16 protein-coding genes are annotated in these 19755 nt (G+C 67.7%); 10 read left to right on the top strand and 6 right to left on the bottom strand.

Annotated features, from left to right (window positions below; translation table 11 throughout):
• Entirely contained in the window at positions 1–1071 is a 1071-nt protein-coding gene (locus tag G154_RS12710; RefSeq protein WP_019510393.1) for a M23 family metallopeptidase, read from the bottom strand.
• Between the two features lie 287 nt (positions 1072–1358).
• Here G154_RS12710 and sucC point away from each other — a divergent pair, with 287 nt between their 5' ends.
• A complete protein-coding gene (gene sucC, locus G154_RS12715; RefSeq protein WP_019510394.1) occupies positions 1359–2522 on the top strand; it encodes an ADP-forming succinate--CoA ligase subunit beta in 1164 nt (387 codons plus the stop codon).
• 14 nt (positions 2523–2536) lie between these two features.
• A complete protein-coding gene (sucD, locus tag G154_RS12720; RefSeq protein WP_019510395.1) occupies positions 2537–3439 on the top strand; it encodes a succinate--CoA ligase subunit alpha in 903 nt (300 codons plus the stop codon).
• A gap of 128 nt (positions 3440–3567) precedes the next feature.
• Here sucD and G154_RS12725 read toward each other — a convergent pair whose 3' ends face one another.
• Together G154_RS12725 and G154_RS12730 are read right to left on the bottom strand one after the other, a co-directional pair.
• Positions 3568–5445: a S9 family peptidase gene (locus tag G154_RS12725; protein WP_019510396.1), complete on the bottom strand. Its 1878-nt coding sequence runs from the start codon at positions 5443–5445 to the stop codon at positions 3568–3570.
• 10 nt (positions 5446–5455) lie between these two features.
• Positions 5456–6076, bottom strand: coding sequence for a TetR/AcrR family transcriptional regulator (locus G154_RS12730; protein ID WP_031601674.1), 621 nt, complete (start codon positions 6074–6076; stop codon positions 5456–5458).
• A 132-nt stretch (positions 6077–6208) separates the two neighbouring features.
• Here G154_RS12730 and G154_RS12735 point away from each other — a divergent pair, with 132 nt between their 5' ends.
• Positions 6209–7741 (top strand): acetyl-CoA acetyltransferase, encoded by a 1533-nt coding sequence (locus G154_RS12735; RefSeq protein WP_019510398.1) that lies wholly within the window; start codon positions 6209–6211, stop codon positions 7739–7741.
• Between the two features lie 10 nt (positions 7742–7751).
• On the opposite strand, the gene G154_RS12740 is transcribed toward G154_RS12735, so the two are convergent.
• Positions 7752–8600, bottom strand: a complete 849-nt coding sequence (locus tag G154_RS12740) for an LLM class F420-dependent oxidoreductase (protein WP_019510399.1) — start codon at positions 8598–8600, stop codon at positions 7752–7754.
• A 114-nt stretch (positions 8601–8714) separates the two neighbouring features.
• On the opposite strand from G154_RS12740, the gene sfnG reads away from it, so the two are divergent.
• The 5 genes from sfnG to purH all read left to right on the top strand — a co-directional run bounded on the left by sfnG (position 8715) and on the right by purH (position 14515).
• Positions 8715–9845 carry a dimethylsulfone monooxygenase SfnG gene (sfnG, locus tag G154_RS12745; protein ID WP_023986221.1) on the top strand — a complete coding sequence of 377 codons (1131 nt, stop codon included), beginning with the start codon at positions 8715–8717 and terminating at the stop codon, positions 9843–9845.
• A 56-nt stretch (positions 9846–9901) separates the two neighbouring features.
• Positions 9902–10804, top strand: a complete 903-nt coding sequence (locus tag G154_RS12750; protein ID WP_019510401.1) for a DUF5336 domain-containing protein — start codon at positions 9902–9904, stop codon at positions 10802–10804.
• Positions 10805–10876: 72 nt separating this feature from the next.
• Positions 10877–12304: a DUF6350 family protein gene (locus G154_RS12755; protein ID WP_019510402.1), complete on the top strand. Its 1428-nt coding sequence runs from the start codon at positions 10877–10879 to the stop codon at positions 12302–12304.
• Between the two features lie 10 nt (positions 12305–12314).
• Positions 12315–12947 (top strand): phosphoribosylglycinamide formyltransferase, encoded by a 633-nt coding sequence (gene purN / locus G154_RS12760; RefSeq protein WP_031601673.1) that lies wholly within the window; start codon positions 12315–12317, stop codon positions 12945–12947.
• Positions 12944–14515 carry a bifunctional phosphoribosylaminoimidazolecarboxamide formyltransferase/IMP cyclohydrolase gene (purH, locus tag G154_RS12765; RefSeq protein WP_019510404.1) on the top strand — a complete coding sequence of 524 codons (1572 nt, stop codon included), beginning with the start codon at positions 12944–12946 and terminating at the stop codon, positions 14513–14515. Before purN ends, purH begins: the two co-directional genes overlap by 4 nt.
• Positions 14516–14590: 75 nt before the next feature.
• Here the strand turns inward: purH and G154_RS12770 are convergent, their stop codons facing one another.
• Positions 14591–15598 carry an alpha/beta hydrolase gene (locus tag G154_RS12770; RefSeq protein ID WP_023986220.1) on the bottom strand — a complete coding sequence of 336 codons (1008 nt, stop codon included), beginning with the start codon at positions 15596–15598 and terminating at the stop codon, positions 14591–14593.
• Between the two features lie 58 nt (positions 15599–15656).
• Here G154_RS12770 and G154_RS12775 point away from each other — a divergent pair, with 58 nt between their 5' ends.
• A complete protein-coding gene (locus G154_RS12775) occupies positions 15657–17084 on the top strand; it encodes a sigma 54-interacting transcriptional regulator (RefSeq protein ID WP_192817333.1) in 1428 nt (475 codons plus the stop codon).
• On the top strand, positions 17077–19068 hold the full coding sequence (locus G154_RS12780; protein ID WP_019510407.1) for a VWA domain-containing protein: 1992 nt from the start codon (positions 17077–17079) through the stop codon (positions 19066–19068). The genes G154_RS12775 and G154_RS12780 overlap by 8 nt, the downstream gene beginning before the upstream one ends.
• Positions 19069–19121: 53 nt before the next feature.
• Here G154_RS12780 and G154_RS12785 read toward each other — a convergent pair whose 3' ends face one another.
• Positions 19122–19697, bottom strand: a complete 576-nt coding sequence (locus tag G154_RS12785; protein WP_019510408.1) for a DUF1707 domain-containing protein — start codon at positions 19695–19697, stop codon at positions 19122–19124.
• Positions 19698–19755 lie beyond the last annotated feature (58 nt).

Below are 19755 nucleotides of genomic sequence, written 5' to 3' on the forward strand. Positions count from 1 at the left end.
TTACCCGACGTAATTGCCGGGGGAGAGCCCGCGCTGAGCCAGCCACGGCACCGGATCGATCCGGTTGGAACCGTTCATCAGCACCTCGAAGTGCAGGTGCGGACCGGTGGAGTTGCCGCGGTTGCCCATGGTGGCGATCTGGTCGCCGGCCATCACGCGCTGGCCCTTGCTGACCAGCCAGGTGTTGATGTGTCCGTACAGCGTCACGGTGCCGTCGGAATGGCGCAGCTTGACCAGCGCACCGTAACCGGCGGCCGGCCCGACGTCGACGACCACGCCATCGCTGGCGGCCAGGATCGGCGTACCGATCGGACCGGCGATGTCGATACCACCGTGCAGCACACCCCAGCGGTATCCGAAGCCGGACGTCCACACGCCCTTGGTGGGCATCACGAACATGGGCCGGGTCAGCCGGGCCTCGCGATCGGCGCGCTCCTGGGCGAAGGCGGCGGCCTTGCTGATCTCCTCGGCATGCACCGCCGACGAGGCCACCGGCTGCACGGCGATGATCTGCACGCCGTCGGCCGATCCGGTGATCGAGGCGCCCTCGATGAGGGTGCCGTCGGCGGCGAGCACGGTATCCGGCGCGGGAGTCACGTCGTTTGCCGTGGACAGCGAGTAAGCGCCCGAGGCGGTCGCTCCGGCGGCCATGGCGGCGATCATCAACCGGCTCTTGACCGCACCCACGGTCTGCTTACGGTGCGCCCCGCCGGTGCGGTGTGCCCGCATGTCGATGACATCGGTCAGCGCGGTGCCGTCACTGAGGTCGGTGTGGCTGTCGCGGTAGGCGTGCGACGAGGGCTCGCCGGCGGCCTGGAATTCGCTGGGGATGACCAGTCGCAGGGGGACCAGGTCGTCGGTGTCGTGCAGGTCATCGAGTTCGGGGGCGGCGATCACGCGCTGTTCCTTGTCGAACGCGGAGCTGTCCCGGAAGTCGAGTTCGCACAGATCGCCGAACTCGTTGAAAGGGATGATGTCGGTGACCGCTGCCGGGTTCTCTGGCCGCTCGGGGCTTTGCCGCCCCTTCGTCGCTGCTCCCCGGAGGGATCGAGACGAACTGTGCTCAGCCAACCTGAAAATTCCTTAGCGCCGTGACCTGACCGTTACCGAGACCAAGAGGCACGTTAACCAAATTCCAATGTTGGTGGCAACTTATGAGCTCATTCCCAGCGGCAATGTGACTTGTATCACCAATGGGCCTCGGTGAGATGTACCACATGAACGGTGGGCGGTGCGGGCGCCTGCCGGGCGGGTGGATACAGTGCCAGCGAGCCAGTCACGGCCATCGGTCTGTCCGGCCCACTACCTGTGAAGTCAGTTCGAAACGTCACCTAGACAGACACCCTTTTAGGAAACTCATGGATCTGTTCGAGTACCAGGCGAAGGAACTCTTCGCCAAGCACAACGTACCGACCACGCCGGGCCGGGTCACCGAGTCCGCCGAGGACGCCAAGGCGATCGCCGAGGAGATCGGCAAGCCGGTCATGGTCAAGGCTCAGGTGAAGGTCGGCGGCCGCGGTAAGGCCGGCGGCGTGAAGTACGCGGCCACCCCCGCCGACGCGCTGGAGCACGCCAACAACATCTTGGGCCTGGACATCAAGGGCCATGTCGTGAAGAAGCTGTTGGTCGCCGAGGCCAGCGACATCGCCGAGGAGTACTACATCTCCTTCCTGCTGGACCGCTCCAACCGCACCTACCTGGCCATGTGCTCGGTCGAGGGCGGCATGGAGATCGAAGAGGTCGCCGCGACCAAGCCCGACCGGCTGGCCAAGGTTCCCGTCGACGCCGTCAAGGGCGTCGATCTGGCCTTCGCTCGCGAGATCGCCGAGAAGGGCCACCTGCCCGCCGAGGTGCTCGATGCCGCCGCCGTCACCATCCAGAAGCTCTGGGAGGTGTTCGTCGGCGAGGACGCCACCCTGGTGGAGGTCAACCCGCTGGTGCGTACCCCCGACGATCAGATCCTGGCGCTGGACGGCAAGGTCACCCTCGACGCCAACGCCGACTTCCGCCAGCCCGGCCACGCCGAGTTCGAGGACAAGGACGCCACCGATCCCCTCGAGCTCAAGGCCAAGGAGAACGACCTCAACTACGTCAAGCTCGACGGTGAGGTCGGCATCATCGGCAACGGTGCGGGTCTGGTCATGTCGACCCTCGACGTCGTCGCCTACGCCGGTGAGAAGCACGGCGGCGTGAAGCCCGCCAACTTCCTCGACATCGGCGGCGGCGCCTCGGCCGAGGTGATGGCCAACGGTCTGGATGTGATCCTCGGCGACAGCCAGGTCAAGAGCGTGTTCGTCAACGTCTTCGGTGGCATCACCTCGTGTGACGCCGTCGCCAACGGCATCGTGAAGGCGCTGGAGATCCTCGGCGACGAGGCCAACAAGCCGCTGGTCGTGCGTCTCGACGGCAATAACGTCGACGAGGGTCGCCGCATCCTGGCCGAAGCCAATCATCCGCTGGTCGTACAGGCCGAAACCATGGACGCCGGCGCCGACAAGGCCGCCGAGCTGGCCAACAAGTAAGGGAGCCAACAAGAATGTCTATCTTCCTGAACAAGGACAGCAAGGTCATCGTCCAGGGCATCACCGGCGGTGAGGGCACCAAGCACACCAAGCTGATGCTCAAGGCCGGTACCCAGATCGTCGGCGGCGTCAACGCCCGCAAGGCCGGCACTAAAGTCCAGCACCAAGATAAAGATGGCAAGGACGTCGAAATCCCCGTCTTCGGTTCGGTCGCCGAGGCCATGAAGGAGACCGGCGCCGACGTGTCGATCGCCTTCGTGCCGCCGGCGTTCTCCAAGGACGCCATCATCGAGGCCATCGACGCCGAGATCCCGCTGCTGGTCGTCATCACCGAGGGAATCCCGGTGCAGGACAGCGCCTATGCGTGGGCCTACAACGTCGAGAAGGGCCAGAAGACCCGGATCATCGGTCCGAACTGCCCCGGCATCATCACCCCCGGTGAGTCGCTGGTCGGCATCACGCCGAACAACATCACCGGCAAGGGCCCGATCGGACTGGTCTCCAAGTCCGGCACCCTGACCTATCAGATGATGTACGAACTGCGCGATCTCGGCTTCTCGACCGCCATCGGCATCGGCGGCGACCCGGTCATCGGCACCACCCACATCGACGCCCTCGAGGCGTTCGAGAAGGATCCCGAGACCAAGCTGATCGTGATGATCGGTGAGATCGGTGGCGACGCCGAGGAGAAGGCCGCCGCCTACATCAAGGCCAACGTCACCAAGCCGGTCGTCGGCTACGTCGCGGGCTTCACCGCTCCCGAGGGCAAGACCATGGGCCACGCCGGCGCCATCGTCTCCGACGGTGCGGGTACCGCGGCCGGTAAGCAGGAGGCCCTCGAGGCCGCGGGTGTGGCCGTCGGCAAGACGCCGTCGGAGACCGCCGCCAAGGCACGCGAGCTGTTCAACAAGCTGTAACAGCCATACATGAGAAGGCCCCCGCGTGGATTCGCGGGGGCCTTTCTCGTGCACGTGCGCCGAGACTACGGTTCTTGGTGCGAAATGGCCGCCTTCCCAGGACAAACCGTAGTCTCGGCGACCCGACGTCACAGGTGCTCGGCCAGGAACCGCTCCACGGCGTGGTACATGTCGATGCTGTTGTCCGGGTTGACGAAGCCGTGCCCCTCGTCCTCCTTGACCATGTACTCCACCTCGACGCCGCGGGCACGCAAGGCCGCGACCATGTTGTCGGACTCGGCCTGTACGACGCGAGAGTCGTTGGCGCCCTGCACCACCAGCAGCGGGGTGCGGATCTGGTCCACCCGGGTGATCGGGGAGCGGGCCAGCATATCGGCCTCGGCCTGCGGATCCGACGGATCACCCACGTACAGATGCCAGTTGGTGGCCAGGAAGCGCCTGCCGACGTTGGGTAGGGTCTTCATGAAGTTGGCAAGGTTGGAGATGCCGACGTAGTCGATGGCGGCGGCGAACACGTCCGGAGTGAAGGTGACCCCGACCAGAGCCGCGTAGCCGCCGTAGGACCCACCGAAGATGGCGACCCGGTCGCGGTCGGCGTACCCCTGCTCGACGGCCCAGTCGACCGCGTCGATCAGGTCATTGTGCATCCGGCCGGCGAACTCGCCGATCGCGGCCTGGGTGAACGACTTTCCGTATCCGGTCGAACCGCGGAAGTTGATCTGCAGCACCGCGTACCCGCGATTGGCGAGCACCTGAACATCGGGCTGATAGGACCACACATCACGCGCCCACGGACCGCCGTGCACGAGCAGCACCATCGGCAGTCCGCTCGGCTCCACCCCGACCGGCAGGGTCAGGTACCCGTGCAGGTCGAGTCCGTCGCGGGACTTCAGGCCCACGGGCTGCATCGGTGCCAACCCGGCGGGGTCGAGGTTCGGGTACGGCCGGAACAGCAGCCGGCTCTCGTCGGTGCTGCGGTCATAGAAATAGGTGACGCCCGGCTCGCGGTCGTGCTGGAAGCTGACCACCCACCGTTGCCCGCTGTCATCGCAGGAGATGGTGGACAGGTCACCGTCGGAGAGGCCGGTCAGCCTGTCGAGCACCTCGCCGAAGTCGGGATCCAGCGCGTGAATCACCTGTCGCTCACCGTAATAGCGTGCGCCGATCAGCTCACCGGTCTGTTCACTGAGGATGAATGGGGACGGCAACATGAGCTGTGCCCCGAGATCGAACCGGGGGTGGCTGTCCACCTCGGTCTCGGTGCCGGTGGCGACGTCCAACCGCATCAGCCGCATCCTGTCGCCGCCGGCGTAGGAACCCAGCCAGATTCCGGTGCCGTCGGGCGTGGGCGCGATCGGGTGAATACCCAGCGGATAGTCGCGCCCGTCGTACAGCTTGATCGGCCGCAGGGTGTGCGTGTCCGGATCCCACCGGGAGATCTCGACGTCGCCGGCGACAGTGAGGGTGTTGGTGAACAGGTCTCCATTGGGGCCGGTGACCCACCCGATGGCATTACCGGGATTCTCGGCGATCATGGTGAGTTCGCCCGTGGCGATATCCAGTTCGTAGGCATCGACCAGCTCGGGATTGCGTGCGTTGTGCTGCACGACGGCCTTTCCCGGTCGGGTCTTGAGCAGTTCGTAGCTGACCCGGGTGTTCGGGAAGGGCGTGAGATCGACTGCGGCGCTGCCGGGGTCGTCGAGATCGACACGGTGCAGGTGCCAGTTCTCGTCCCCACCGCTGTCCTGCATGTACAACAGGTGCCGCGAGTCGTGGGTCCAGCTGTAGAGGTAGACACTGCGGACGTCGTCGGCGGTGACGCAGCGCGGCTCGAGGGCGCCGTCGAGATCCTGCACCCAGATGTTGAGGCGGTTGCGCCAGGGCGCCAGGTAGGCGATCCGGGTTCCGTCGGGGGAGATGGTGGCACCGGCACGTTCCGGCGGATTGAAGAACTGCTCCACCGAGATGCGCGGCGGGAGTGCGGTTTCGGTGCTGTGGTGGGCCACGGGTTCCTTTCTAGGTGCTGACCGGTGCGCCGATGCGTCCGTTGGTCGCATCGAGGACGGCGCGGTCGATCAGCGTCAATATGTCCTGGCTTTCGAAGGTGCGTCCGTCCACGACGACGGCGGTGCTGACGTCCTCGTCGACCACCCGCAATGCCGCGGTGGTGGCGGCCGCGCACAGCCGCACCGTCAGATCCTGGGCGGGCAGGTCGAGCCGTTTGGCGATCACCGGGATGAACCCGCGCTCCATCTCGTCGTGCACCATGAGATACGCGGTGCGCAAGGCGGGTTCGGTCGCCGACATGGCCGCGATGCGCATCGCCGCCGTCTCGTCGGCGAGATCCTGTTCGGAGAACGGGTGGGCGATCGCGTCGGCCCGCATGTGTTGTCCCAGCGACAGTTCGGCAGGCCAGCGGTCCAATACCCCGATGAAACGGTGCGCGGACTTGGCGAGCAACGGCTCGACGCACGCCTCCTTCGAGCGGAAGTACCGCCAGATGGTGCGGGTGGACAGGTTCGCCGCTGCGGCGATGTCGTCACCGCTGGTGCCCGAGACTCCCCGTTCCCAGAACAATGCCGCGGCGTGCCGGGAGACCCGCAGGCGCGCGACCGCTGCCTTGTCATCGATGGCGATTCACCTCCTCCGTGTCACTTAGTGACATCTCCACAGTGTCACTAAGTGACATCCGGGTCAAGCGGCCCCTCCGGCCCAGGTGGGCGATCCGGCATCGGTTAGCCTGACGAACTAACACCTGCCAGGAGGTCAGTGATGGTGGATCCGCGTACCCCGGTGATCGTCGGCGTGGGACAGTTCACCGAACGCATCGATGACGACGGCTACCGAGGGATGTCCTCGGTGGAGTTGGCCACCGAGGCGGCCCGGGCGGCGGTGGCCGACACCGGTGCGGACTCGGCGACCATCGCCGCCGCCATCGAGGTCTTCGTCGGGCTGCGCCAATTCGAGATCTGCACGCCGTTCTCCGAGGCGCCGCTGGGCTGTTCGGACAACTACCCGCGGTCGGTTGCCGCACGTATCGGCGCCGACCCTGCCCGCGCGGTGCTGGAACCGCTCGGCGGGCACGGATCGCAGAAGGTGACCACCGAGTTCGCCGGAGTCATCGCCGCCGGTGATGCCGAGGTCGTGCTGGTGCTGGGATCCGAAAACGGTTCGACACTGCGCCATTTCGCGGGCCGCGAGGACAAGCCGGACCACTCCGAGACGATTGGTGGCCAGCTGGAGGATCGTGGCTACGGATTCGACCAGTACATGAACGAGTACACCGCCACCCACGGTCTGACGGGTGCGCCCGTGCAGTACGGACTGCTGGACAACGCCCGCCGAGCGCGCATCGGTGCCACGGTGGCCGACTACCGCCGTCAGATGGCCGAGCTCTTCGCGCCGTTCTCGGAGGTCGCCGCCAAGAACCCGTTGGCGTCATCACCGGTGGAACGGACCGTGGACGAACTCGCCACCGTCACACCGGAAAACCGGATGATCTGTGACCCTTACCCGCGCCTGATGGTGGCCCGCGACCAGGTGAACCAGGGCGCCGCGGTGCTGTTGATGTCGGTGGCCGCCGCACGCCGGCTGTCGGTGCCCGAGGAGAAGTGGGTATACCTGCACGGTCATGCCGACCTCGTCGAACAATCCCTGCTCGACCGCGCCGACCTGAGCGCCAGTCTCTCGGCGGAAATGGCTGTGGCAGAGGCGCTTCGCGTGGCCGAGGTGGAGCTTTCCGAGGTATCCACCTTCGACCTCTACAGCTGCTTCCCCTTCCCGGTGTTCTCGGTGTGCGACTCGGCCGGACTGGCGCCCGACGACCCGCGCGGCCTCACCCTCACCGGAGGGCTGCCCTTCTTCGGCGGCCCGGGCAACAGCTACTCCCTGCACGGCATCGCCGAGACGGTGTGCAGCGCCCGGGAGCAGCCGGGCCGATTCGGCCTCGTCGGCGCCAACGGCGGTGTGATGAGCAAATATTCGGTCGGCGTGTACTCGACCGTGCCGGTCGACTGGCGTACCGACCGCAGCCGGGAACTGCAGTCCAGGATCGACGAACAGCCGATGGTTGCGGTCACCCGGCACCCCGAAGGTCGCGGCACGATCGAAACGTACTCGGTGCGTTACGACTGGCCGACGACCACCGGGGTCATCATCGGCAGGCTCGACGCCGACGGCAGCCGGTTCATGGCGCTGACCACCGACGAGGATCTGCTCGCCCTGATGGCCGACGGCGACCCGCTCGGTGCCGCGATCACGGTGACCGCGGGGGAGAAGGAGAACCACGCCACGCTGGCGTGAACCCGCCTGCTCAGACCAGCTGCGCGAGCTTCCCGGCCAGCCGCTCCACGTAGGCGCCGACCTCGGCCTCGGATTTGTCCGGCAGGCCGAACAACACCTCGGTGACGCCGAGATCGCGCCAGTGTGCCAGCTTTTCGGGATCGGGCTTGAAGTCCAGCGCGACGATCTGCGGGGCGCCGGCACGGTCGGCCGCGGCCCAGGTGTCCTGCAGCAACTTGACCGGCTCGTCGATGGTGAAATCGCGCGGGGTGGTGATCCAGCCGTCGGCGGATCGGGCGATCCACTTGAAGTTCTTCTCGGTGCCCGCCGCACCGACCAGTACCGGAATATGGGACTGCACCGGCTTGGGCCACGCCCAGGACGGGCCGAAGTTGACGAATTCGCCGTCGTACTCCGCCTCCTCCTGCGTCCACAGCGCGCGCATCGCCTCCAGGTACTCGCGCAGCATGGTGCGACGGCGACCCGGCGGGACCTTGTGATCGGCCAATTCGTCGGTATTCCAACCGAATCCGACACCGAGGCTGACCCGGCCGCCGGAGAGATGATCCAGCGTCGCGATCGACTTGGCCAGCGTGATCGGATCGTGTTCGACCGGCAGCGCGACCGCGGTGGACAGTCGCACCCGGCTGGTGACCGCCGCGGCGGTGCCCAGCGACACCCACGGATCCAGGGTGCGCATATAGCGGTCGTCGGGCAGCGATTCATCACCGGTGGTGGGGTGTGCGGCCTGGCGCTTGATCGGGATGTGCGTGTGCTCAGGCACGTAGAAGGTGGTGAAGCCGTGGTCATCGGCCAGCTTGGCCGCAGCTGCCGGGGCGATGCCGCGGTCACTGGTGAAGAGAACGAGCCCGTAGTCCATGGTCAGAATTAGAACGTGTTCTAGTCCGTTGGCGCAAGGCCGGGGTCCTGATGTTCCGCTCACCACGATCCTTAACGGTGACGCGAGACGGCGCGGAATGCTGCCATGGCAACCATGACGACCGAACGCATCGCCGATCACACCACGTTCGCCTACTGGGTGCCCAACGTCAGCGGTGGCCTGGTCACCAGTGATATCGAGCAGCGCACCGACTGGAACTACGAGTACAACAAGAAGTTGGCCCAGACCGCGGAGAACAACGGTTTCGAGTACGCGCTGTCCCAGGTCCGGTACGAGGCCAGCTACGGGGCGGAATACCAGCATGAGTCGACGAGCTTCAGCCTCGCGTTGTTGCTGGCCACCGAGCGCCTCAAGGTGATCGCGGCCGTCCACCCCGGGCTGTGGCAACCGGCGGTGCTGGCCAAACTCGGCGCCACCGCCGATCAGCTCTCCGGCGGCCGATTCGCGGTCAACGTCGTCTCCGGCTGGTTCAAGGACGAATTCACCCACCTGGGTGAGCCGTGGCTCGAACACGACGAGCGCTACCGGCGCAGCGCGGAATTCCTGCAGGTGCTGCGCAAGATATGGACCGAGGACGATGTCGATTTCCGCGGCGATTTCTACCGCATCCACGATTTCACCCTCAAGCCCAAGCCGCTGAACACCCCGGCGCGGCCCAACCCGGAACTGTTCCAGGGCGGCAACTCCACCGCGGCCCGGCGCAACGGCGGCTACTACGCGGACTGGTATTTCTCCAACGGCAAGGATTTCGACGGCATCACCGAGCAGGTCGTCGAGGTGCGCGACCACGCCCGCGACGCCGGTCGCGAGGTCAAGGTCGGCCTCAACGGTTTCATCATCGCGCGGGACACGGAGAAAGAAGCGAAGGAAACCCTGCGGGAGATCATCGCCAAGGCCAACAAGCCGGCCGTCGAGGGATTCCGCTCGGCGGTCCAGCAGGCCGGAAACTCCACCGGGGACAAGAAGGGCATGTGGGCCGATTCCTCCTTCGAGGACCTGGTCCAGTACAACGACGGATTCCGGACTCAGCTGATCGGCACCCCCGAACAGATCGCCGAACGCATCGCCGCCTACCGCAAACGCGGTGTCGACCTGATCCTCGGCGGTTTCCTCCACTTCCAGGAGGAAATCGAGTACTTCGGCGCCAAAGTGCTGCCGCTCGTCCGCGAAATCGAGGCCTCCGAGAGTGCGGTCGCCGACAGCCCGGTGCTCGTATCGGCCTGAGCCGGCTCCCAGCACGGTGCGCTAGCGTGGGTCGAAATCGCCCACACAGGAGAGTCATGACCTACCCACCCGGTAGCCCCGGATATCCGCCTGCACAGCAGGGCAACCAGTACATCGCGCCGACGCAGCAGTTCGGCAAGGTAGGGGAGCCCGAGCAGACCGGACCCAGCAAGCTGCCCGCGTACCTGAGCGCGGCGGTGGCGGCGTTCGGTCTGGGCACCTACGTCTTCAACTTCGGACCGCTGCTGACCATCAGCAATTCCGACTTCCCGCAGTTCGGCAGCGCCAGCGGCAGCACCCCGGGCCTCGGTCTCGCCGTCGCCGCCTCGGTGCTGGCCGCGCTGTTGGCCGGCATCGGGCTGCTGCCCAAGCAGAAGACGCGGGCGGGACTGGTGGCCGTCGTGGCCACGCTGTCCTTCCTGCTGGTGCTCTCCGAGGTCATCAACGCCCCGACCGGGCTGTCGATCGGCTGGGGGCTGTACCTGATCATCGCCACCACGCTGTTCCAGGCCGGTGCGGCGATCGCGGCACTGCTGTTCGACGCCGAGGTGCTCACCCCGCCGGCGCCCAAGCCGCGCTACGAGCAGCCCTATGGCCAGTACGGTCAGCCGCCCTACGGCTACGGACAACCCCAGGGACAACCCCAGGGTCAGCCGCAGCAGTACGGCCAGCCGCAGCAGCGTCCGGGCTATCCGACGCCGTACGGCTCCTACCCCGGCGGCCCGTCCACCGGTGGTTTCTCCGGGGCCGGCTCGGCCGGTTCCTACAGCGACGCCAACACCGATTCGCACGCCGCGGGTGGGCACTCCGGTCCGCCGACCCCGCCCACCGGCTTCCCGGCCTTCGGGCAACCGCAACAGCAGGGATCGTCGGCTCCCACCAGCGCGGTGCCGACCCAATCGCCGACACCCCCAGCGCAGTCCGACTCCACGCCGCAATCCGGGCCGCCGTCGTCGTAGTCTGGGCGTCGCGTGCCCGGACAGCGGGGATCAGGCATGCGTGATACCAGCGTGCGAGGAGCGACCCAGCTAGTGGAAAACCGATCGGTCGGCACTCGGCAGGCCCGTGACCTGCTGCGGGTCGCGTTCGGGCCGTCGGTTGCCGCGCTGGGCATCATCGCCGCGATCACACTGCTGCAGCTGTTGATCGCCAACAGCGATATGACCGGCGCGTTCGGCGCCATCGCCAGCATGTGGCTCGGCGTGCACCAGGTCCCGGTGTCGATCGGCGGCCGGGAGCTCGGCGTGATGCCGCTGCTGCCGGTGCTGCTGATGGTGTGGGCCACCGCGCGCACCACGGCGGCCGCCTCGGCGAGGTCGTCGTGGTTCGTCATCCGCTGGGTGGCTGCCTCGGCGCTCGGCGGACCGTTGCTGATCGCGGCGATCGCGCTGGCCGTGATCCACGACGCATCCTCGGTCATCACCCAGTTGCAGACCCCCGATGCGTCGCGTGCCTTCGCCGGGGTCTTGCTGGTGCACCTGTCCGGTGTGCTCATCGGCGTCGCGATGACCGGACGACTGGCCGGCCTGCCGTGGCTGCCGCGCTGGCTGCCCGAGGCGCTGCGCGCCGCGGCAACCGGTGTGCTCGCGCTGCTCGGACTGTGCGGTGTGGTCGCCGTCGGTTCGATCGTCGTGCACTGGGGAACCATGCATGACCTCTTCGGGATCACCGACTCGCTGTTTGGTCAGCTCAGCCTCGCCCTGCTGTCGATTCTGTACATCCCGAACGTGCTGGTGGGCACCGCGGCCGTGGCAGTGGGGTCCAGTGCCCACATCGGGCTGGCCACGTTCAGCTCGTTCACCGTGCTGGGCGGTGACATCCCGGCGGTACCGGTCCTGGCCGCGTTGCCGACTCCACCGCTCGGCCCGATCTGGGTGGCGCTGCTGATCGTCGCGGCAGTGGCGGCCGTCGCGTTGGGTCAGCAATGCGCCCGCCGGCCCGCACCCTGGCCGATCGCCTTGGCCAAGCTCGGCGTCGCCGCGGTGGCCGCGGCAGCAACCATGGCACTGCTCGGTTATGCCGGCGGCGGGAGGCTGGGCAACTTCGGTGACGTCGGGGTCGACCAGACCACGTTCGGTCCGGCCGTGTTCCTGTGGTTCGCCGTCATCGGCGGTCTCACCGTGGTCATGGCCGGGGGCCTGACGCGGCGGCCCAGGCCGGTGAAACCCGTTCCGGCTCCCGAACCCGAGCCCGCTGACGAGGACGCGATCACCGAGGTCATCGTCGACAGCGAATGGCGTTCCGAGCGCACCGACGATGTGATCGACGCCGAGGTGATCATCGACGCCGAGATCGATGACGATGTGCTGCTCGGTGAGCCCGACTATCTCGACGCCGAGATCGTCGAGGCGCCGGTCCACGGTGATGACGACCCGCTGCTCGATCCGGAGGAACACTTCATGGTCGACGGCGACATTCCCGACGTGGTCGCCGAAAAGCGACGCGAGCAGGACGACTAGGCTGCTGCGCGTGCCGCAGCCACCGTTCCGAGTGCCGCCCAGCGCACCGGCTCGGCTGGTGGTGCTGGCGTCGGGTACCGGTTCCCTGCTCGAGGCACTGATGGCGGCCGCGGTCGGCGACTACCCGGCGCGCGTGGTCGCGGTCGGGACCGACCGCACCTGCCGGGCACTGGAGATTGCCGGTGAGGCCGGGCTCCCGTCGTTCCGGCTGCGCCTCGCCGACCATGCCGACAGAAGCGCCTGGGATGCCGCGCTCACCGCGGCCGTCGCCGTGCACGAGCCCGATCTGGTGGTCAGCGCCGGGTTCATGAAGATCCTGGGACCGCAGTTCCTGCAGCGCTTCCACGGTCGGGTGGTCAACACCCATCCGGCATTGCTGCCCGCCTTTCCCGGCGCCCACGCCGTCGCCGACGCCCTGGAGCACGGGGTGCGGGTGAGCGGGTGCACCGTGCACCTGGTGGACTCCGGGGTGGACACCGGGCCGATCCTGGCGCAGCAGGCGGTACCGGTACGCGACGATGACACCGAAGAGACCTTGCACGAGCGCATCAAGACCGCCGAACGGGCGCTGTTGGTGGACGTGCTGGCCGCGCTGGCGACGCGCGGCCTGACCTGGAGCGGACGAAAGGCAATCCTGGGATGAGCGAACGTAAGCCGATTCGGCGGGCGTTGATCAGTGTGTACGACAAGACCGGTCTGGCCGATCTCGCCCGTGGGCTGCACGCCGCGGGGGTGAGCATCGTCTCGACGGGCTCGACCGCGAAAACCATTGCCGACGCCGGTGTTCCGGTGACCCCGGTCGAGGACGTCACCGGCTTCCCCGAGGTGCTCGACGGCCGGGTCAAGACGCTGCACCCCAAGGTGCACGCCGGTCTGCTCGCCGACCTGCGCAAGCCCGAGCACGAGAGCGCGCTGGCCGAGTTGGGGATCGCCCCGTTCGAGCTGGTGGTGGTGAACCTGTATCCGTTCAGCGAGACGGTGGCCTCCGGCGCGGTGCCCGACGAGTGCGTCGAGCAGATCGACATCGGCGGCCCGTCGATGGTGCGTGCCGCGGCCAAGAACCACCCGAGCGTGGCCGTCGTGGTCGACCCGCTCGGCTATGACGGGGTGCTGGCCGCGGTCCGCGACGGCGGCTTCACCCTGGCCGAACGGAAGAAGCTGGCCGCGTTGGCCTTCCAGCACACCGCCGAATACGACGTCGCGGTGGCGAGCTGGATGGTCTCGGTGCTGTCCCCCGAAGAAGGCACGGCGGATGCGTCCGCGCTCCCGCGCTGGGTCGGCTCGACCTCGCGGCGCACCGCGGTGCTGCGGTACGGCGAGAACCCGCATCAGCGCGCGGCCCTCTACCGGGACGACTCGGCCTGGCCGGGTCTGGCCCAGGCCGAGCAGCTGCACGGCAAGGAGATGTCCTACAACAACTACACCGATGCCGATGCGGCATGGCGCGCGGCATTCGACCACGAGCAGACCTGCGTGGCGATCATCAAGCACGCCAACCCGTGTGGCATCGCGGTGTCGACGACGTCGGTCGCCGACGCGCACGCCAAGGCACACGCCTGCGATCCGCTCTCGGCGTTCGGCGGGGTGATTGCCACCAACACCACCGTGAGCGTCCAGATGGCCGAGACGGTAGCCGATATCTTCACCGAGGTGATCGTCGCACCGGCCTACGAGCCCGGCGCGGTCGAGGTGCTGTCCAAGAAGAAGAACATCCGCATCCTGGTCGCGGGTGAACCCGAGGGCACCGCCACCGAATTGCGCCCGATCAGCGGCGGCCTGCTGGTCCAGCAGCGTGATGCCCTCGACGCCGAGGGCGACGATCCGAACAACTGGACGCTGGCCACCGGTGCGGCCGCCGATCCCCAGACGCTCGCCGATCTGGTCTTCGCCTGGCGGGCCGGCCGGGCGGTGAAGTCCAATGCCATCGTGATCGCCAAGGACGGCGCCACCGTCGGGGTCGGCATGGGTCAGGTCAACCGGGTGGACGCCGCCCGGCTGGCAGTCGAGCGGGCGGGGGAGCGCACCAAGGGCGCGGTGGCCTCCTCCGACGCGTTCTTCCCGTTCCCCGACGGGTTGCAGACGCTGATCGATGCCGGGGTGAAAGCGGTTGTGCACCCCGGTGGCTCGGTGCGCGACGACGAGGTGACCGCCGCCGCGACAGCCGCCGGGATCACGTTGTACCTGACCGGGGCCCGGCACTTCGCGCACTAGGCCCATTGCCGAGTGGCCACTTATGACACGGTTCCGCCGAGAATGCGTGCCATAAGTGGCCACTGGGGCCGCAGGTCAGGCCGCCTTGCTGGCCTCGGTGGTGACGTGTTCGACGAACGAGGCGATCTCGTCGATGGCGCGGCGGGCGTCGGGGTTGACGTCGAAGGTCAGCTGGAACATGTGCATGGCCTTGTCCCACACCTGAACCCAGACCGGCACCCCGGCGGCCTTCAGCTGATCGGCCAGCACGAAGGTGTCGTTGCGCAACATCTCGTTGGTGCCGATCTGCAACAGGAACGGGCCCAGGCCTTGGGCGTTGGCCTCGGCGGGCATGATCGGCACCGGGCGGGTGCCGTTCACCGTCGCGAAGACGTCGTAGATGAACTTGACCGTCATGAACGGGAAGAGCACATCCCGATGTTGTTTGAGGGCCTGGTACTTCAGATCCATATCGGCAGAGGTCAACGCCGACAACAGGATCTGCCCGGCCGGCACCGGGAGCCCGGCGTCGCGCACGGCCAGCGCGGTGTCGGCCGCGATGAGACCGCCCGCCGAGTCGCCGGCGAACACGATGCGGCTCGGTGCGAAGCCGAGATCCAAGGCGCGCCGGTAGGCATCCACGCCGTCCTCGACGGCCTCTTCGATCGCGGCCTGGGGTGCCAGGCGGTAACCGACGTTGAGCACCTTGGCTCCGGTGGCTGCCGACAATTTGGAGACGAACCGGCGATGCGAGTTCAGCCCGAGGGTGACCAGCGCCGAACCGTGGAAGTAGATGATCAGATCGGTGGACGTGCCGGCGGCGGGCGCGCTGACCCATTCGGCCGGGCAGTGCGGCAGCGCCTCGCGGGTGACCGTGGTGCCCGGCAGCGCGGAGATCGCCCGCAGCGGCCGGTCGATGACGTCGAGATGCACCCGTTGCAGGCCAGCCGGCCAGAGTCGGTTGACCAGCAGACCGATCAGGGTGGACAACCCGAGCACGGGACGAAGGGTGAGCGCGGTCAGCACACCCAGCACCCGCGACTGCCAAGACGCCGGCCCGAAGTGCGTCGTCATCGGCCGGTCGTGCCATTCGAGCAAGTTCACGGTACCGAGGGTACCGGGTAGTTCGCGGCAAGCGAAAACCGGCATTCGCCCGGTGACCATGCCTGCGGTCGACAGCAGTCGTAGCGTGGAGGTCGTGACATCACCTAACGACTTGCCCCGCACTCTCGGCGAACTGCGCGCCTCCGGCCACGTCGAGCGCGGGATCAAGGACGAGATCCGGGCCAACCTGTTGGCCCGGTTGGCCGACGGGGAAGAGGGCACCGCGATCTGGCCCGGTCTGTTCGGATTCGAGGACACGGTGTTGCCGCAGGTCGAACGTGCCCTGATCGCCGGTCACGATTTTGTCCTGCTCGGCGAACGCGGGCAGGGCAAGACCCGGTTGCTGCGCTCGCTGGTCGGCTTGCTCGACGAATGGACCCCGGTGATCGAGGGCTCCGAGCTGCACGAGCACCCGTACTCGCCGATCACGCCGGAGCAGATCCGGCGCGTCGCCACCTCCGGTGACGATCTGCCGGTCGCCTGGGTACACCGCAGCGAGCGCTACACCGAGAAGCTGGCCACCCCCGACACCAGCGTCGCCGACCTGGTCGGTGATATCGACCCGATCAAGGTGGCCGAGGGGCGCAGTCTCGGAGACCCGGAAACCATTGCCTACGGCCTGATCCCGCGTGCACACCGCGGCATCGTCGCCGTCAACGAACTGCCCGACCTGGCCGAACGTATCCAGGTGTCCATGCTCAACGTGATGGAGGAGCGCGACATCCAGGTGCGCGGGTACACCCTGCGGCTGCCGCTGGACGTCCTGGTGGTCGCCAGCGCCAACCCCGAGGACTACACCAACCGCGGCCGCATCATCACCCCGCTCAAGGACCGGTTCGGCGCCGAGATCCGTACCCACTACCCGCTGGAACTCGACGCCGAGGTCGCCGTCATCGCCCAAGAGGCACACCTGAGTGCCGAGGTCCCCGAGTACCTGCTCGCCGTCGTCGCCCGGTTCGCCAGGGCGCTGCGCGAGTCCACGGCCGTGGACCAGCGCTCGGGGGTGTCGGCTCGGTTCGCCATCGCCGCGGCCGAGACCGTTGCCGCCTCGGCGCGGCACCGCGCCGCGATCCTCGGCGAGCAGGATCCGGTGGCCCGCGTCGTCGACCTCGGCACCGTCATCGACGTGCTGCGCGGAAAGCTCGAATTCGAGTCCGGCGAGGAGGGCCGCGAGCAGGCGGTGATGGAGCACCTGCTGCGTCGCGCCACCGCCGACACCGCGGCCAGGGCGCTCGGCGGACTGGACGTCGGGCCGTTGGTCGCCGCGGTCGAAGAGGGCTCACCGGTGACCACCGGTGAGCGGGTGAGCGCCAAGGACGTGCTCGCTGCGCTGCCGGAGCTGGAGGTGATCGACCAGATCGCCGAACGCCTGGATGCCCGCACCGAGGGGCAGCGCGCCGCTGCGGTGGAGCTGGCGCTGGAAGGCCTGTATCTGGCCAAGCGGATCGACAAGACGTCCGACGCTGGTGAAACCGTCTATGGCTAAACATAATTCGCGGTATTCGCGCTACACCGGCGGGCCAGATCCGCTGGCCCCGCCGGTCGATCTGCGCGAGGCGCTGGACCAGATCGGTGAGGACGTGATGTCCGGCGCGTCGCCGCGACGGGCGCTGCAGGAACTGATGCGCCGCGGTACCGCCTCCATGCCGGGCGCGGACAAGCTGGCCGCCGAGGCCCACCGGCGGCGCCGGGAACTGCTGCAGCGCAACAACCTCGACGGCACCCTCGCCGAGGTCAAGAAGTTGCTCGACGAGGCCGTGCTGGCCGAGCGCAAGGAACTGGCCCGCGCCCTGGACGACGACGCCCGGTTCGGTGAGATGCAGATGGAGGCGCTGTCGCCGTCGCCGGCCAAGGCCGTCCAGGAACTCGCCGACTACGACTGGCGCTCGCCCGAGGCCCGGCAGAAGTACGACCAGATCAAGGATCTGCTCGGCCGCGAGATGCTCGACCAGCGGTTCGCCGGAATGAAGGACGCGCTGCAGAACGCCACCGACGACGACCGCGCCGCCATCAACAAGATGCTCGACGACCTCAACGACCTGCTGGAAAAGCACGCCAGGGGAGAGGACACGGACGAGGACTTCGAGAAGTTCATGGCCGAACACGGTCAGCACTTCCCGGAGAACCCGCGCAATGTCGACGAGCTGATGGATTCGTTGGCCAAGCGCTCCGCGGCCGCCCAACGGTTCCGCAACAGCCTGTCCGAATCCCAGCGCGCCGAGCTGGATGCCTTGGCCCAGCAGGCCTTCGGATCGCCGTCGCTGATGAATGCGCTGAGCCGGCTGGACGCCAACCTGCAGGCCGCCCGCCCCGGCGAGGATTGGAACGGTTCGCAGGAATTCCGAGGTGACGATCCGCTGGGCATGGGACAGGGTGCGCAGGCGCTCGCCGATATCGCCGAGCTGGAACAGCTGGCCGAACAGCTCTCGCAGGGCTATGCCGGAGCCACCATGGAGGATGTCGATCTGGACATGCTGGCCCGCCAGCTCGGTGACGAGGCCGCCGTCAACGCCCGCACACTGGCCGATCTGGAACGTGCGCTCACCGAACAGGGTTTCCTGGACCGCGGCTCCGACGGTCAGTTCCGACTGTCGCCCAAGGCGATGCGCCAGCTCGGGCAGACCGCGCTGCGCGATGTCGCCCAGCGGCTCTCGGGCAGGCACGGCGAGCGCGAGACGCGCCGCGCCGGTGCGGCCGGCGAGCTGACCGGGGCGAGCCGGCCGTGGGCGTTCGGGGACACCGAGCCGTGGAACGTCACCCGCACGATCACCAATGCCGTGCTCCGCACGGCGGCCACCAACGACGTGCTCCGCACGGCCGGGACCGGCACCATCGGCGGCCCGGTGCGGATCGGTGTCGAGGATGTCGAGATCTCGGAGACCGAGACCCGCACCCAGTCCGCGGTCGCGTTGCTGGTGGACACCAGCTTCTCGATGGTCATGGAGAACCGGTGGTTGCCGATGAAGCGCACCGCGCTGGCGCTCAACCACCTGGTGAGCACGCGGTTCCGCTCCGATGCGCTGGAGATCATCGCGTTCGGCCGGCACGCGCGCACCGTCAGCGCCGCCGAGCTGACGGCCTTGGAGGGGGTGCGGGACCAGGGCACGAACCTGCACCACGCGCTGGCCTTGGCGGCCCGGCACCTGCGTAGACACCCCAACGCCCAGCCGGTCGTGCTGGTGGTCACCGACGGGGAGCCGACCGCGCATCTTGAGGATTTCGGTGACGGCGCCGAGGCGTTCTTCTACTACCCGCCGCACCCGCGCACGATCGGACTGACGGTGAAGGGTTTCGACGATCTCGCTGCGCTGGGCGCGCAGTTGACCATCTTCCGGCTCGGCAGCGACCCGGGTTTGGCCCGGTTCATCGATCAGGTGGCCCGCCGGGTCGGCGGCCGTGTCGTGGTGCCCGATCTCGACGGGCTCGGCGCGGCGGTGGTCGGCGACTATCTGCGGGCACGGCGCCGTTGAGCGCTGTTCAGCAAAACAAGCATCGCGGAAGCGCGCTTTTCAGCAAATGACGCTCAGCTGTTCTTACGCTTCTTGCGCTTGACGCCGACGCTGCCCCACAGCGAGAACCCACGGATGGTCACGCACGGAGCGCCCGGCGTGCCCGGTTCGCCGACATGGTCGAACGAGCCCATCACGGCGTGCCCGCGGACCGCGACGTTGACCTCCGGCGGCACCAGGATCGTCTGACCGCCGAAGATGGAGATCGTGTGGATGTCCACATCGGGCGAGGTGAAGTCGGCGTAGCGCAGATCGATGACACCGCCGCCGAACAGTGCGAAGGACGTCAGACGCTTCGGGACGTTCCAGCGGCCACGGCGTTCGAAACCGCTCAGGATGGCCAAGAGCAGGGTCGATGGCGCGGGTCGGCGGGGTCCGCACTGTGCGGTGGTGGCGAAGTCCGGCAGATCGGACGAGAGTCGGGCGAGTTCGCCGTGTGTCTTGGCTGCGTATGCCTTGGCCAGCCGCTGCTCGTACTCGTCGACGGTGAGCCGGCCCTGGGCGGCGGCGTCGGTGAGAAGCTGGGCAGCCTGCGCCCGCTCGGCATCGCCGGCTCGGGTCGAGCCAGGTTCTGCGGCTGAGGTGCTCATCGCAGACGAGCCTACGACTCATACTCGCGAATGCAAGCGCGTGGGCAAAACTGTTACG

It is taken from the genome of Mycobacterium sp. VKM Ac-1816D (assembly GCF_000416385.1).
In the GTDB taxonomy this organism is placed as follows: domain Bacteria; phylum Actinomycetota; class Actinomycetes; order Mycobacteriales; family Mycobacteriaceae; genus Mycobacterium; species Mycobacterium neoaurum_A.